The 14,999-nt window shown below is 63.2% G+C and carries 14 protein-coding genes; 2 read left to right on the top strand and 12 right to left on the bottom strand.

Features of this window, described 5'->3' with window-relative positions:
* Positions 1-51 precede the first annotated feature (51 nt).
* A complete protein-coding gene (locus tag ACE4QZ_RS15290; RefSeq protein ID WP_021781706.1) occupies positions 52-975 on the bottom strand; it encodes a GNAT family N-acetyltransferase in 924 nt (307 codons plus the stop codon).
* 38 nt (positions 976-1,013) lie between these two features.
* Complete coding sequence (locus ACE4QZ_RS15285) at positions 1,014-1,523, bottom strand: MarR family winged helix-turn-helix transcriptional regulator (RefSeq protein WP_021781705.1); 510 nt, start codon at positions 1,521-1,523, stop codon at positions 1,014-1,016.
* A 195-nt stretch (positions 1,524-1,718) separates the two neighbouring features.
* Between ACE4QZ_RS15285 and ACE4QZ_RS15280 the strand changes: the two genes are divergently transcribed.
* Complete coding sequence (locus ACE4QZ_RS15280; RefSeq protein WP_031321937.1) at positions 1,719-2,237, top strand: DMT family transporter; 519 nt, start codon at positions 1,719-1,721, stop codon at positions 2,235-2,237.
* On the opposite strand, the gene ACE4QZ_RS15275 is transcribed toward ACE4QZ_RS15280, so the two are convergent.
* The 3 genes from ACE4QZ_RS15275 to ACE4QZ_RS15265 form a co-directional block, all read right to left on the bottom strand.
* Positions 2,238-3,146, bottom strand: coding sequence for a LysR family transcriptional regulator (locus ACE4QZ_RS15275; protein WP_021781703.1), 909 nt, complete (start codon positions 3,144-3,146; stop codon positions 2,238-2,240). It lies immediately after the preceding gene.
* Positions 3,147-3,307: 161 nt separating this feature from the next.
* Positions 3,308-3,637: a hypothetical protein gene (locus ACE4QZ_RS15270; RefSeq protein WP_021781702.1), complete on the bottom strand. Its 330-nt coding sequence runs from the start codon at positions 3,635-3,637 to the stop codon at positions 3,308-3,310.
* 74 nt (positions 3,638-3,711) lie between these two features.
* Positions 3,712-4,356 (bottom strand): DUF998 domain-containing protein, encoded by a 645-nt coding sequence (locus ACE4QZ_RS15265; protein WP_021781701.1) that lies wholly within the window; start codon positions 4,354-4,356, stop codon positions 3,712-3,714.
* Positions 4,357-4,555: 199 nt separating this feature from the next.
* Here ACE4QZ_RS15265 and ACE4QZ_RS15260 point away from each other — a divergent pair, with 199 nt between their 5' ends.
* Entirely contained in the window at positions 4,556-5,305 is a 750-nt protein-coding gene (locus ACE4QZ_RS15260; RefSeq protein WP_003247694.1) for a FadR/GntR family transcriptional regulator, read from the top strand.
* Positions 5,306-5,438: 133 nt separating this feature from the next.
* On the opposite strand, the gene ACE4QZ_RS15255 is transcribed toward ACE4QZ_RS15260, so the two are convergent.
* The 7 genes from ACE4QZ_RS15255 to ACE4QZ_RS15225 form a co-directional block, all read right to left on the bottom strand.
* A complete protein-coding gene (locus tag ACE4QZ_RS15255) occupies positions 5,439-7,019 on the bottom strand; it encodes an aldehyde dehydrogenase (NADP(+)) (RefSeq protein WP_021781700.1) in 1,581 nt (526 codons plus the stop codon).
* A gap of 58 nt (positions 7,020-7,077) precedes the next feature.
* Positions 7,078-8,631 carry a galactarate dehydratase gene (gene garD / locus ACE4QZ_RS15250; RefSeq protein ID WP_021781699.1) on the bottom strand — a complete coding sequence of 518 codons (1,554 nt, stop codon included), beginning with the start codon at positions 8,629-8,631 and terminating at the stop codon, positions 7,078-7,080.
* Positions 8,632-8,708: 77 nt separating this feature from the next.
* Positions 8,709-10,073 carry an MFS transporter gene (locus ACE4QZ_RS15245; RefSeq protein ID WP_021781698.1) on the bottom strand — a complete coding sequence of 455 codons (1,365 nt, stop codon included), beginning with the start codon at positions 10,071-10,073 and terminating at the stop codon, positions 8,709-8,711.
* A 104-nt stretch (positions 10,074-10,177) separates the two neighbouring features.
* Positions 10,178-11,089 (bottom strand): 5-dehydro-4-deoxyglucarate dehydratase, encoded by a 912-nt coding sequence (gene kdgD / locus ACE4QZ_RS15240; RefSeq protein WP_010954445.1) that lies wholly within the window; start codon positions 11,087-11,089, stop codon positions 10,178-10,180.
* Between the two features lie 567 nt (positions 11,090-11,656).
* Positions 11,657-12,466 carry a gamma-glutamyl-gamma-aminobutyrate hydrolase family protein gene (locus ACE4QZ_RS15235; protein WP_021781697.1) on the bottom strand — a complete coding sequence of 270 codons (810 nt, stop codon included), beginning with the start codon at positions 12,464-12,466 and terminating at the stop codon, positions 11,657-11,659.
* 468 nt (positions 12,467-12,934) lie between these two features.
* The gene (locus ACE4QZ_RS15230) at positions 12,935-13,717 is read right to left on the bottom strand and encodes an amino acid ABC transporter ATP-binding protein (protein WP_021781696.1); all 783 of its coding nucleotides are present in this window, start codon (positions 13,715-13,717) and stop codon (positions 12,935-12,937) included.
* Positions 13,718-13,739: 22 nt separating this feature from the next.
* Complete coding sequence (locus tag ACE4QZ_RS15225; RefSeq protein WP_021781695.1) at positions 13,740-14,984, bottom strand: NAD(P)/FAD-dependent oxidoreductase; 1,245 nt, start codon at positions 14,982-14,984, stop codon at positions 13,740-13,742.
* Between the last annotated feature and the right edge of the window lie 15 nt (positions 14,985-14,999).

Raw genomic sequence — 14,999 nt, 5'->3', positions numbered from 1 at the left:
GAACTTGTCCTCCATGAAAGTCGTGTGGGTTTGGAACGCGGGGCGGGCTGCTCAGTCCAGTTGCAGAGCCCGTCGCACCCGCGGCGAAAGGTGGTGCGGCGAGGTGCCACAACGCGCCATGTGGGTGAGGACGTCGTCGGCACTCCAGCGAGCCTGTGCGGCGGGCAGCTGGATATGTGGGTAATGGCGCGAGCAAAAAAAGTCGAACAGGTCGGTACACGTCTGGTCGACCGTAAACTTCAGGCCTGGCGCACTGTAGGCCTTGGCGAACACATCCCGCGCCCGGGCTAGATTCACGGCCAGCGGCAGCGACAGGGCATTGTTGAGTTTGGTATAGGCCTGTACCGGGCCGATGGGCGAGAAGAACAGTACATTGCGGTAGAAGCTGGCGGCGCGCGGGTGCACGGCGATCACCAAGGTGCTCACCTTACGATGGTCAATGGCCCATCGAAACATGGCGTTGTACAGCATCAGTGGCACGCCCTTGCCCTTGTAGCGGCTACATACCGCCAAGGTCCCGACTTCGGCCACGCGCACACCGCCCAGGCGCTGCAGCACAGCCTCGTTGATGTGCACATCCTCCAGTGGAAGGCCCAGTGCCGAGTCTTCGATCAGCGACACGGTGCCAACCACTCGCCCGTCTTTCAGAGCCACGAAGGTGGTAGTGCCCGGTAGCAGGTGAAACGGCGAAAACCGCATGCCCGCACGGCACACGGTGCCGATGCCGCGGCGTGCATAGCTCTCGTTGACCAGACGCAGGGCCTGCTCGAGTTCGAACAGGTTCTGCACCGGGCGAAAGCTGAAACCCTCGATGGCCAATGGCTGTCTGGCAAGGCGGCGGATGAACAGGCGCCGGTAAAGGGCCGCTGGCAGGCAGGCCTCGAGCCAAGGTTGGCGACGACTTAACCGGTCGTGTTCGCTATGTACCCGGGGCTTCCTGCCAAGCCGGGCCAATACGCTCTGATTTTGCAACATTATCCACCTCCATGTGGTCTTGCGGGTGTGTCTTGGGTTCAGTGCTTGTCCGGTGGCAGTGCCAGGGCAGGACTGGCCGAGAGTGCCTGTAGCGTGATGGACAGGGCGTCGCGTTGCGTGTTGTCCAGTGACTGCATGATCGTGCCGATCCAGTCAGTGTGTTCTGCGAATACGGCGTCGAGTACCGCTATGCCTGCCGAGGTAAGGCTGATGCTCAGCTTGCGACGGTCATGGGCGTCCTTGCGGCGCTTGATAAAACCGTCACCCTGCAGGCCGTCGAGCAGGCCGGTTACGGTGCCCGAGGTGATTGCCAGGCGCGTCGCCAGCTCCAGCGGTGCCAGGCGGCCGCCTGCACCTTGCAAGGTCAGGAGGATTGCGAATCGCCCTTCCGACAGGTTATGGCGGGCCAACCGTGCGGCGCATACCCGGTTGATGGCCGCTGCAGCGGACAGCAGTTCGAAACACAGGCGCACGTTCTGCCTGGCGTCAGCGGGGGCCTCGGCCAGTGCATCGAGCATGATGTGATGCTTGTTCTCAAGAATATTCATAAGGCGCAGTTTATCTTGGTGCCTTAGTAAGTCAACAGCACAGATGTTTCAGGGTTAAGACAACATGCGCACGCCGGACGGAAGGGATGTTTCACTATGCATGGTACGAATAGTTCAAGTGCAGGATTTTGATTTCTATCAGTACTGGGTAATGCACCATCATGGTGGCCATCGATACCTTGGATGAGGAATGCCATGTTCAGTAAATCAATGCTTCTGCTGGCGCTTCCTGTGGCCATGGCGTTGCTTGCCGGTGCTGTGTTGCCGTTTCAGGCCGCAGGTAATGCTGCGGCAGGCCGGGCACTTGGGCATTGGCTGTGGGGGGCTTTCACATCGTTGACGGTAAGCATGCTGGTGGTGATTGCTGCCCTGCTGATTATTCGGGTGCCGGTGCCAGACATGGGAAAGGCCCTGCAGGGGCCCTGGTGGTTGTGGGTTGGTGGCGTGCTGGGGGCAATGTATGTAGCCGGCGCCGCAGCACTCACCCCTAAACTTGGCGCAGCAGGGTTCCTGGTACTGGTGGTGGCTGGGCAGATCATCACGGCAGTGCTTGCCGACCACTATGGGGTGATGGGGTTGGGTGGCAAGCCGCTCAGTCTGGCCAGGGTGGCCGGCGTGGTGCTGATCCTGTGCGGAGTAATGCTGGTACAGGGCACTTGGGCGACGGCATCACCGGTCCATTCCACGGCAGCTGTGAAAGGGCAGGAAAACTGATCAGCGCCCTGGTTGGCTGCACGCCCATACGGTTTCGCGCAGCCAGCGGTGCCCGGGGTCAGTGTCCTTGCGGTTGTGCCAGGCTTGCTGATAATCGAACGAGGGGATGGCCAGTGGTGGCGTGAACTGGCGCAGTGTCCTGTGCTGGCGCAACGACCCCACAGCGCGGCTGGCCACCGTCAGGATCAGGTCGGTGCCGGCCAGCACTTCGACTGCCGCACTCCAGTGCGGCAAGGCCAGGGCGATACGGCGTTGCAGGCCCCGGGCGGCCAGTGCGCGCTCGATTTCATCGAAAGCATCCGGGCGCATGGCCATCAATACATGTGGGCGTGCCAGCCAGTCTTCCAGGGCCATGCCGCCGCTGGCAGGCAGCACCTGGCGATCGGCAACGCTGATGAAGCGATCCGCAAACAGGGGCTGGACGGTGATGTCCTGAGGCAGTTCGGGGAACAGGCCCAGGGCCAGATCCAGTTCGCCATCGAGCAACTGCGCCAACATGGTTTCACGGCTGGCCTGGCTGATGGCCAGGTCCACCCCGGGCGCGACTTGGCGCAGGTGGCGTAGCAGATGCGGCAGGATGATGCGCGAAGCGTAATCGGATAGCGACAGCCGGAATCGGCGCTGGGCCCGGGCTGGGTCGAACAGCGGGGTGGCCAGCAGGCTGTCGAGATTGCTCAGTGCATCCTGTAGTGGCTGTGCCAGCGACAGGGCGCGGGCAGTGAGGACCATGCCGCCGCCTTGGCGTACCAGCAAAGGGTCGTCGAAGTGTTTGCGCAACTGCGCCAAGGCGTGGCTCACCGCCGGTTGGCTGCGGTGCAGGCGCAAGGCTGCGCGGGTCACGTGCTTTTCGCTGAGCAGGGCGTGCAACGCGAGCAGCAGGTTGAGGTCGATCTTGCGCAGTTCATCCATAGGGTGAATGGCCTTGGTCAATTCTGGCGACTTGTATCAGCTTAACAAATGCTTGAGTCTTGCACGCGCTTACAAGCTGCTGGCGATAGAGGCCACTTCACAGCACATGAATTCTACTAAATGGGTTTATGTTTGTTCTGTAATTCACTGATAAAAAACCATTATCTTCTTGCAGTCGCATGCTGAACACACTGCTCAAAGTAAGTCCGCTTTATCGCTGCCGGCTTGAGTCGCGAGCGGCTGTTGTAGGTTTGTTCGGTAATGCCGAAGGCTGTCATGCGCATCCACGGCTTGGGAAACTTACGCACCTGAAGCTTCTTGCGTGTGGCGTACAGCGTTACCCCGGAAAGCTTGGCCTGCTGGGCTTCGGCGGCTATCTGTGCACCCCAGCCGCAGGTGTGACGATCGTTCTGGCTCAGTGCCCTGGCCTGGGCGCCGAAAGCGAGGGTGGCCAGCACGCAGCCGGCCATCGTTGCTAGAATTACTCGCATATTGCGGTCCTAAGCGTCTGAAAGAAAACGGAGTTTGCCTTCGCTTTCCGGTGCTGTGGGCCAGCAATTTGCCGTCAGGTTACGCGCAGAGGATTGGCTGCGGGCTTGCGCAGGCTCGTCCAGGCCAGACTGGCAACCCAGACTACCGACACGCCATAGTTGAGACGTTGATACAGGCCGAACAACTGGCCACTCTGCGCCGCCTGGCCCATCAACGCGACGGTGGTAATCGCCAGCACCACGCAAGCCAGCGAGAACAGCGCCAGGGCGGGGGAGCCGGCAATACGGTTGCCCAGCCATGCCCATAGGGCGCTGGCGAAAGTCAGCGAGAGGAACATCAGCAAACCAAACAGGTTATGCAGTTGCTGCGAGGTAGATGGCTGTGCCGGTGCGCAGCCCTGGTCGCAGGGGAACCAGCCGGTGCCCAAACTGCCCATGCCATGCAGCAACACCAGGCCCGCACTCAGCAGCGCCAGCGTCGAGCTACGCCAGCGCCGCACCAGGCCCCAGGCAAACAGGGCAAACAGCAGGGCTAGGGGGAAGTTGTTGACCCGTGGTGACCAGCTGTGGGTTGGCGAACCGGCCGCGCCAAGCTGGCTCATGGCCTGTTGAAGGTGGTCGTAGCCGGGGTAGGCCTGGGCGGTGAGCCAAACGCCCGCCAGCAGCCAGAGGGGGATCAGCAGGCCACTGCCGAGCAAAAGGCGGTCGAGGGTTTTCATACTGCAGATTCCTTCCATGGATCAGTGAGCGTGAAGGCGTACAGTACAGGCTCGCGCAGACCATGGGCCAATCATTCTGCGCGCTTTTTCATGGGGCATGGTCGGCAAAGATGGACAATAAATACCGCACCGGGTGTATGTGATCGTACAACCGCTTGCGCTATGATGAGCGCTGTCTTTCTAGGTGAAATACAGGGCAATGACAGAGCAACAGGTACAGGCAAGGACCCGGCGCAAGCCGCGCAGTCTGGCCCAGGAACTGGTCACGGTGCTGACCGAACGCATTCGCAGCGGCCAGCTCAAGCGCGGCGACAAGCTGCCGACCGAATCGCAGATCATGGCCGAAGAGGGCGTCAGCCGCACGGTGGTGCGTGAGGCGATTTCGCGGTTGCAGGCCGCCGGGCAGGTAGAGACCCGCCACGGCATCGGCACCTTCGTGCTGGATGCGCCGGCTACGGGCGGTTTCCGTATCGACCCGGCCACCGTGGTCACCCTGCGCGAGGTGCTGGCGGTGCTGGAGTTGCGCATTGCCCTGGAGATTGAGTCGGCCGGGTTGGCGGCCCAGCGGCGAAGCGACGAAGCGCTGGCCGGTATGCGGGCGGCGCTGGACGAACTCAACGAGGGGGCGGCCCACGCCACTGATGCGGTGTCGGCGGACTTCCAGTTCCACCTGCGCATTGCCCAGGCCAGCGGCAACCACTACTTCGCCGATATCATCAACCACCTGGGTACCAGCATCATTCCGCGCACCCGGCTGAATTCGGCGCGCCTGGCCCATGATGATCAGGCGCATTACATGAGTCGCCTGATGCATGAGCACGAGGCGATCTATGAGGCGATTGCCCGGCGTGACAGCGAAGGGGCGAAGATGGCCATGCGCATGCACCTTAGCAACAGCCGCGAGCGCTTGCGCCAGGCGCATGAGGCGGCTGAAGCGCAAGGGACCTGAAGCCTTTGCTGCCTGTACTGGCCTCTTCGCGGGCAAGATAGCCCTGTAGGAGCGGGCTTGCCCGCGAAGAGGCCGGTACAGTCAGAAAGAAAAGCCCCGCCGTGCGCAGGGCTTTCCTGTTTCTGGCAGCCAGTCAGATCGCCCCGTCACTCCACTGCCCGTTCACCAACCGCCGCAGCCCCAGCGGGTTGCCGTCGCGCAGTGCCTCAGGCAGCAGCGTCTGCGGATAGTTCTGATAGCACACCGGGCGCAGGAAGCGGTCGATGGCCAACGTGCCGACCGAGGTGCCACGCGCATCGGAGGTAGCCGGGTACGGGCCTCCGTGCACCATCGCATCACAGACTTCGACACCGGTCGGGTAACCATTGACCAGGATTCGACCGACTTTCTCCTCCAGCAGCGGCACCAGCCAGGCGAACGCATCGAAGTCTTCCGCCTCGCCGATAAGCGTCGCGGTCAGCTGGCCACGCAGGCCTAGCAGCGCTTCGCGCAGTTGGTCGTTGTCCTGCACCTCTACGGCCACGGTGGTGGGACCAAACACTTCCTCCTGCAACAGCGGGTCGGACTCGACCAGCAGGCGTGCATCGGCCTTGAACAGCTGAGCGCGCGCCTGGTTGCCTTCCTGCGCCTGGCCGGCCACATGCTCGATACCGGCATGGGCATGCAGGTGTTCAAGGCCGCCGACGTAGCTGCGCAGGCCGCCAGCGTTGAGCATGGTTTGCCCGGCTTGCTGGTCCAGGTACTGGCCAAGGTCGGCGAGTAACTGGCTGTACTGTGGCGACTGCAAGCCAATCACCAGTCCAGGGTTGGTGCAGAACTGCCCGGCACCCATGCACACAGACCCCGACAACTCGCGGGCAATGGCCTCGCCACGCTTGGCCAGGGCACCCGGCAGGATGATGACCGGGTTGATGCTGGACATCTCGGCAAATACCGGGATTGGTTGCGGGCGCTCAGCGGCCATGCGGCAAAGGGCATCGCCGCCTTTCAACGAGCCGGTGAAGCCAACCGCCTGGATCGCTGGGTGCTTGACCAGCCACTCGCCCACGCCGCCACCAAACACCATGTTGAACACGCCCTTGGGCATGCCGGTACGCTCAGCGGCGCGCACGATGGCGCAACCGACCAGGTCGGCCGTGGCCATGTGGCCGCTGTGCGCCTTGAATACCACGGGGCAGCCTGCGGCCAGGGCGGCGGCGGTATCCCCCCCGGCGGTGGAGAAGGCCAGCGGGAAGTTGCTGGCACCGAACACCGCGACCGGGCCCACGCCGATGCGCATCTGGCGCAGGTCTACGCGTGGCAGCGGCTGGCGCTCGGGCAGTGCCAGGTCAATGCGCGCGCCGAGGAAGTCGCCGCGGCGCAGCACCTGGGCGAACAGGCGCATCTGCCCGCTGGTGCGGCCACGCTCGCCCTGGATACGGGCGGCGGGCAGGGCGGTCTCGCGGCAGACGATGGCGACGAAGGCGTCATCCAGTTCGTCGAGTTCAGCGGCAATGGCGTCGAGGAACTCGGCCCGACGTGCCGGGGCCAGTTGGCGGAACTCGGCGAAGGCAGCGGCGGCGGCCTTGGCGGCCTGGTCCACTTCGGCTTCGGTGGCCTGGGCAAAGCTGTAGGGCAGGGCTTCGCCAGTGCTGGCGTCCAGGCTCTGCAGGCGCTGAGGGCCAGCGGCACTGCGCTGACCGGCGATGAAGTTATGGCCGAGGATTTCAGGCATGGGGTGCTCCTGTGGGCTTGAGGGTGGAGTGTGTGAATGCGTGGTCAGGGCTGCGGCATCAGGTAATGGGCGCCGGGTTGAACAGGGTGATGTCGTTGTGCAGCCGGTGTTGTTCGGCCCAGGTCTGCTTGCGGCCGCTGGCCACGTCCAGGTAGTAATGGAACAGTTCCCAACCCAGCTCCTCGATGGTCGAGCGACCACTGGCGATGCGACCGGCGTCGATGTCGATCAGGTCGGGCCAGCGCTGGGCCAGTTCGCTGCGGGTGCACACTTTGACCACCGGTGCCATGGCCAGGCCATACGGGGTGCCGCGGCCGGTAGTGAAGACGTGCAGGTTCATGCCGGCTGCCAGCTGCAAGGTGCCGCAGACAAAGTCGCTGGCCGGGGTGGCGCAGAAAATCAGGCCTTTGCGATTGACCCGTTCGCCTGGGCCGAGCACACCCTGGATAGCGCCGCTGCCAGACTTGACGATCGAACCCAGCGATTTCTCGACGATGTTCGACAGCCCGCCTTTCTTGTTGCCCGGCGTGGTGTTGGCGCTGCGGTCGGCGGCGCCTTGCTGCAGGTAGCGGTCGTACCAGTCCATTTCGCGCACCAACGCGTCGGCAACGGCCTGGTTTTCCGCGCGCGAGGTCAGCATATAGATCGCGTCGCGCACCTCGGTCACTTCAGAGAACAGCACAGTGGCGCCAGCGCGGACCAGCAAGTCCGCGGCATAGCCCAGTGCCGGGTTGGCGGTGATGCCTGAGAAGGCGTCGCTGCCACCGCATTGCATGCCGAGGATCAGTTCGCTGGCCGGGACCGTTTCGCGGCGGCGCTGGTCCAGCTTCTTCAGGCGGGTTTCGGCCAGGTCCATGATCTGCTCGATCATTTCGACAAAGCCAAGGCTGGCATCTTGCAGGCGGTACAGCCATGGGTCGCTGAGGTCCACCGACGGGTCGTTGTCGTGCATCACCTGGCCGGCTTGCAGTTTTTCACAGCCCAGGCTGATCACCAGTGCCTCGCCGCCGAGGTTGGGGTTGCGCGCCAGGTTGCGCACGGTGCGGATCGGGATGTAAGCGTCGCGGGCATTGATTGCCACGCCGCAGCCGTAGCTGTGGGTAATGGCCACCACGTCGTCGACGTTGGGGTATTTGGGCAGCAGCTCGTTGCGAATGCGCTTGACCGCATGTTCCAGCACGCCGGTCACGCATTGCACGGTGGTGGTGATGCCGAGGATATTGCGGGTGCCGACAGTGCCGTCGGCATTGCGATAGCCCTCGAAGGTGAAACCCTCCAGCGGCGGCAGCGGCTGTGGCACGGCGTCGCAGCGCGGCAGGCTGTCCAGTTCCGGCGCAGCCGGCATGGCCAACTGGCTTTCCTGTACCCAGCTGCCTTGGCGCAGGTCTTCCAGCGCGTAGCCGATGATTTGCCCGTAGCGGCGTACCGGCTCGCCCTTGGCGATGGCCACGGTGGCCACCTTGTGACTTTGCGGCACGCCTTCGACCAGAGTCAGGCCGTCGGCAAAGCGGGCGCCTTCGCCCAAGCCGCCGTCGTTGACGACCACCACGACGTTATCGTCGTCGTGCAGGCGGACGTAGCGGGGCGAGTCGGAATGTTCGATCAACTGCATGTTTGGGCCCTACTTGTCAGATTCTCAGGCTTTTGTACATCCGCCCGCGCCGGGTGACCCGGCACGGGCGTGTTCTTTCAGTGACGCGAACTGGCCAGTTCGCCGTCGGTGGCAGGCTCAGCGTGTGGCTTTGGGGCGGCATCACGCAGCTCGATGCGCTTGATGGGGCCGACGATAACCAGGTAGCTGAATACTGCGACCAGCGCGTTGGCACCCACGTACACAAGCGCCCACTTGAACGAGCCGGTGGCGCTGATGATGTAGCCGATCACGATAGGGGTGGTGATCGAAGCGATGTTGCCGAAGGTGTTGAACAGGCCACCGGACAGCCCGGCGATCTGCTTGGGCGAAGTGTCCGCTACCACCGCCCAGCCCAGCGCACCGATGCCCTTGCCGAAGAACGCCAGCGTCATGAAACCAACCACCATCCACTCGGCATCGACGTAGTTGCAGAACACCATGGTGGTGGACAGCAGCAGGCCACAGACGATCGGCAGTTTGCGCGAGAAGGTCAGCGAGTTGCCGCGGCGCAGCAGCCAGTCGGAGATCACACCACCCAGTACGCCACCGATGAAACCACACACCGCCGGCAGCGAGGCGATGAAGCCGGCCTTGAGGATGGTCATGCCACGTTCCTGCACCAGGTACACCGGGAACCAGGTGAGGAAGAAGTAGGTGATGGCGTTGATGCAGTACTGGCCCAGGTAGACGCCCAGCAGCATGCGGCTGGTCAGCAACTGCTTGATGTAACCCCATTTCGGGCCGTCGCTGCCGCGCTTCTGGTCCATGTCGACCAGGCCGCCGTTCTGCTCGATGTGCTCGAGTTCGCTTGGGCTGATGCGCGGGTGTTGGCGCGGGTTGTAGATGGTCTTCAGCCACACCATCGAGAAGATGATGCCCAGCACACCCATGACCACGAACACGTGCTCCCAGCCGAAGCTGAACACGATCCAGCCCATGATCGGGGCGAACAGTGCAGTGGCGAAATACTGCGCCGAATTGAAGATGGCCGACGCCGTGCCGCGTTCCTGGGTCGGGAACCATGCAGCGACGATGCGCGCGTTACCCGGGAATGACGGGGCTTCGGCGAAGCCCACCAGGAAGCGCAGGGTGAAGAGGGTGACCACGGCCCAGGCAACCGGAAGGCCACCGACAAAACCCTGCAGCAGGGTGAACAGCGACCAGGTGAAGATGCTGAAGGCGTAGACGTTCTTGGAACCGAAGCGATCGAGCAGCCAGCCACCAGGAATCTGGCCAGCCACGTAAGCCCATCCGAAGGCGGAAAAGATATAACCGAGGGTTACGGCGTCAATGCCGAGGTCTTTCTGCAGGCTGGAGCCTGCGATTGCAATGGTAGCGCGATCGGCATAGTTGATCGTGGTCACCAGAAACAGCATGAACAGGATCAGGTAGCGCACATGCGTCTTCTTAGTCGCTTGCATGCTGGCAATACTCCCACTAGTTATTTTTGTGCGGGCTCACGAATTGTAACCGGAGTGGGGCAGGCCCACTCCGGGCGCGGCATGTGGCAGGCCGCGGGCGGCGTTTACTGCGGGCCCATCTTGTCCATCAGCGCGGCGAGCATCTCGTACTCTTCGGCGGTGAGGTCGGTCAGCGGAGTACGCACCGGGCCTGCGTCATAACCGGCAATTCTGGCGCCAGCCTTGACGATGCTGACGGCGTAGCCGGCCTTGCGGTTGCGGATGTCCAGGTACGGCAGGAAGAAATCGTCGATCAGCTTGGCCACGGTGGCGTGGTCGTCGCGGGCGATGGCGTTGTAGAAGTCCATGGCGGTTTTCGGCACGAAGTTGAACACCGCGGAGGAGTACACCGGTACGCCCAGGGCCTTGTAGGCGGCCGCATACACTTCGGCGGTCGGCAGGCCACCCAGGTAGCTGAAGCGCTCGCCCAGGCGACGACGGATCGACACCATCAGCTCGATATCACCCAGGCCGTCCTTGTAGCCGATCAGGTTCGGGCAACGCTCGGCCAGTTTTTCCAGCAGGTCGGCGTTCAGGCGGCAGACGTTGCGGTTGTACACCACCACACCGATGTTTACCGATTTGCACACCGCTTCGACGTGGGCGGCGACGCCGTCCTGGCTGGCTTCGGTCAGGTAGTGCGGCAACAACAGCAGGCCCTTGGCACCCAGGCGCTCGGCTTCTTGCGCGTATTCGATGGCCTGACGGGTGGAGCCGCCGACACCGGCGAGGATCGGTACCGAAGTGGCGCAGGTGTCAACCGCGGTCTTGATCACCTGGCTGTATTCGCTTGCGGCCAGGGAGAAGAATTCACCGGTACCGCCGGCGGCGAACAGCGCGCTGGCGCCGTAGGGGGCCAGCCACTCAAGGCGCTTGATGTAGCCAGCCGGGTTGAAGTCGCCCTGGGCGTTGAAGTCGGTGACCGGGAAAGACAGCAGGCCGTGGGAGAGGATGGATTTGAGTTCTTGTGGATTCATTGTTGTTGGCATCCTGGGGCGCTTGGTGAAGGGTGTTGTTTTGCGTTGGAGGTAAGTTATCGTACAACTTCGAGTGTGGCTAGCCCCTTTCGGAATTTTTTGTTTGGGTGTTTAGGTGCTCAGGTGGCCAGTTTGAGAATGGCGGTGGCGCGGAGATCCAGCGCCGCCCGCGCGGCGCATCGCGAGCTGCGCTCGCTCCTACGTTTGTTTCGGGCCAATCATTCCTGTGGGGTTCGCGCGCGAACGCCTTGGCGCATGGCGCGAAATCGCGTCGTACAAACAAGGCGGTCGCGCGCGCCTGTCACAGGCGTAACTGGCCCGAAACAAACGTAGGAGCGAGCGCAGCTCGCGATGCGCCGCGCGGGCGGCGCGCGATCGCACCGGCGCAGAAGGCATAACGACAACCACATAACGGTCATCGTATCTCTTGGAAGAAAAAGGATCGCGGAGACAGGCACAAGCCCGCCGCCCGATTCCACGGGAAGTGTTCTGGGACCAGCAGAGGGTGACCGGGGAAACGGGGGAGGCCTTGCGCCGCCCCGCGATCAAAGCAGAGGAAACTGAAGGTCAGGCCGCGTGCTGGCGCTTGACTTGCGCCTTGCGTACCTGGGCCCGGCAAGCATCGCCGAAAGCCTGGAAGATCTTTATCGAGTCAGGGTTCTTCGCCGCTTGCCACTCAGGGTGCCACTGCACCGCGAACAGGAACGGCGAAATGCTTGGCGCATGAATCGCTTCGACCAGGCCATCTTCGGCACGGGCGATCGCTTCAATACCGGCGCCGAGCTTGTTCAGGCCTTGGCCATGCAGCGAGTTGACGCGAATCTCGTCGGTACCCAGGGTTTCGTGCAGCCAGCTGCCCGGCTGGATCTTCACCCCATGCACCTGGGCGTACTGCACTTCGACCGGGTCTTCCGGGTTTTCCCGGTGGTCATTGAACCCAGGTTCGGCATACACCTTCTGGTAAATGTCACCACCCAGGGCCACGTTGATTTCCTGCATGCCACGGCAGATGCCGAAGATGGGCAGGCCACGCTTGATCGCCGCCTTGACCAGCGGAATGTCGAACAGGTCGCGGTTCTGGTCCTGGCCTTTGCCTGGAGTCTGGTTTTCCTGGCCATACAGGGCTGGGTCGATGTTGCTGCCAGCGCCAGTCAGGTACACGCCGTCGGCCATGTCCAGGTAGGTCTCGAGGTCTTCAGTACCGAAGCAGGTGGGTACCAACACCGGGACGCAATCGGAGAACTCGACCAGCGGGCTAATGTATTTGTGGGTCATGACCTGGTAGTCATGGCCTTTGCGCTCTTGGGTGCCCATGGTCATCAGGACGACAGGTTTGCGCAGGGAAGGTTGCTTGTTGCCAATGTTGCTGTTGGACATATGTCACCTTGGGACAGGTTCGACCTGTCGTTGTTGTGCAGGCGCACGGCGCGGGGCCCTGATTGCTGCCTGTGGCCCCGAGCACTGCCGGCTCGTCAGAGGCGACGATTCCGGTCGGGGCTTGTAGATAGCTTGCCAGAGCCGTTCGATATGTCAAACAACGGAAGAGGGCTTTAACGCAGGCAATACACCGTTTTTTGGGGGGCTGAAACCGATGCGGGCCTGTGGCGGCGTGGGTTTGGCAGGGGCGGCGGTCAATAATATTTAACGATGCAGTTGGGTCATTGCAGCGGTGCAATGAATAGGTAGCTCGAAGTCTCCTCGGTCCTTGTGGGGCAACTGTCTTGCTCAACGTCTAAAAGCTGGCGCGATCCCTGTGGGAGCGGGCTTGCCCGCGAACACGGGCGAAGCCCGTGCCATCCACGGCGGTGTCTTCTTCGCGGGTAAACCCGCCCCACAGGCTTTCAATCAATGCAGTATCTGCGCCAGGAACGCCTTGGCCCGCTCGGTGCGCGGCTGGTTGAAGAACACCTGCGGCGGGCTGTCCTCGATGATCTGACCCCCCTCAAGGAACAGCACCCGCTCGGCTACCTGCCGGGCAAAGCCCATTTCATGGGTGACGCACAGCATGGTCATGCCCGTGCCAGCCAACTGCACCAGCACATCCAGCACCTCGGCGACCATTTCCGGGTCCAGCGCCGAAGTGGGCTCGTCGAACAGCATGATCCGCGGCTTCATGCACAGTGCCCGGGCGATGGCCACGCGCTGCTGCTGGCCGCCGGACAGCTGGCTGGGGTACTTGTGCGCCTGGCTTTCGATGCCGACTTTGCTCAGGTACATGCGTGCCCGCTCCTCGGCGTCCTTGCGTGACAGCCCGCGCACGCTAGTGGGGGCCAGCAGGCAGTTGTCGAGCACGCTCATGTGTGGGAACAGGTTGAAGTGCTGGAACACCATACCGATGTCGCTGCGTACCTGTGACGCCTCGCGCGTGGTGGCTGCCAGGTCGATGCCGTCCACCTGGATGCTGCCCTGCTGGGCGACTTCCAGGCGGTTGATGCAACGGATCAGGGTCGACTTGCCCGAGCCGGACGGCCCGCACAGCACGATGCGTTCGCCTTCGCGCACCTGCAGGTCGATGTCACGCAGCACGTGGAACGCGCCATAGTGCTTGTTCAGGCCTTCGATGCGAATCAGCACCGGACGCGGGTCGGGTTCGGGGGCAAGGGTGGCAAGGCTCAGTGGTGCGGTCATCTTGTTGTTCTCCCGCATGGGTTCAGTCGAAACGGGTCGCGCTGTAAGGCGCGGGGTCGGTGAAGGGGGGCTCGCCAGTGAGCAGCTCGGCCAGCAGCCGGCCGCAGACCGGGCCCAGTGTGAGACCGTGATGGGCATGGCCGAAGTTGAACCACAGCCCTGGGTGGCGCGGCGCCGGCCCGATCACCGGGCGCATGTCGGGCAGGCAGGGGCGGCGGCCCAGCCAAGGCGTGTCGTCCAGGCGCTCGCCGAGGGCCGGGAACAGCTTGCGCGCCAAGGCCTCGCAGCGGCCCAGTTGAATCTGGTTGCCGGGCGCACTGGCTGCGTCGAACTCGATGCCGGTGGTCAGGCGCACACCGCGCGCCATCGGCGCCAGAACATAGCCGCCTTGGGTGTCGCAGATTGAGTGCTCCAGCTGAGCGCCGTCACGGGTGCTGTAGTGCATGTGGTAGCCCCGCTTGATTGCCAGCGGGATCTGGTAGCCCAGGCCGCTGAACAGGTCGGCCGACTGTGGACCGAGGCAGGCCACCACTTCGTCGGCAGTGATCGGGCCGCGACGGCTCTCTACCCGCCATTTGCCATTGGCCTGGCGCAGGCTGCGCGCATCGCCATGCACAAACTGCCCGCCGCGTTGCAGGAACAGCGCCGCATAGCCACGGGTGAGCGCGCCGGGGTTGTTCACGGTTTTCGGGTCGAGCCAGTGAATGCCACCGACCACGGTGGCGTCCAGTTGGTGCTCACGAGCCTGCAGTTGCCCGCATTCGAGGATTTCGAATTGCAAGCCATAGCGGCTCAGGCCCTTGGCATCGGTTTTTGCCTGCTCGAACAGCGCTGGGTCGCGGAACACTTCGATCCAGCCTTTGGCTTGCACCAGACTTTCCAGGCCGGCAGCAGCGATCAGCGCGTCATGCTCTTCGACACAGCGCTGCACCAGCGGCAGCATATCGGCGGCGGCCCCAGCCAGACGCCCGGGTGCCGACTGGCGCCAGTAGCGCCACAGCCACGGTGCGGCCTTGGGCAGGTGCGCCAGGCTGTAGCGCACATCGGGCTGGCGGTTCAGGCCGTAGCGCAGCAGTGCGCTCAATTGCCGTGGAAAGGCATAGGGGATGACACTGGAGCGCTCGATCAGCCCGGCGTTGCCATGGCTGGTGCCGCTGCCCGGTTCGTCGCGGTCGATCAGAATTACCTGGCGCCCGCGTGCCTGCAGGTGCAGCGCGGTGCTGACGCCGACAATGCCGGCGCCAAGGACAAGGGTCTGGCAATGCATGAAACGTATCCTTCG

The organism is Pseudomonas sp. DCA-1, from assembly GCF_046523955.1.
Classification (GTDB): domain Bacteria; phylum Pseudomonadota; class Gammaproteobacteria; order Pseudomonadales; family Pseudomonadaceae; genus Aquipseudomonas; species Aquipseudomonas putida_Y.
The sequence above is the reverse complement of the archived record's forward strand: the minus strand, read 5'-3'. Positions and strand labels throughout refer to the sequence as shown.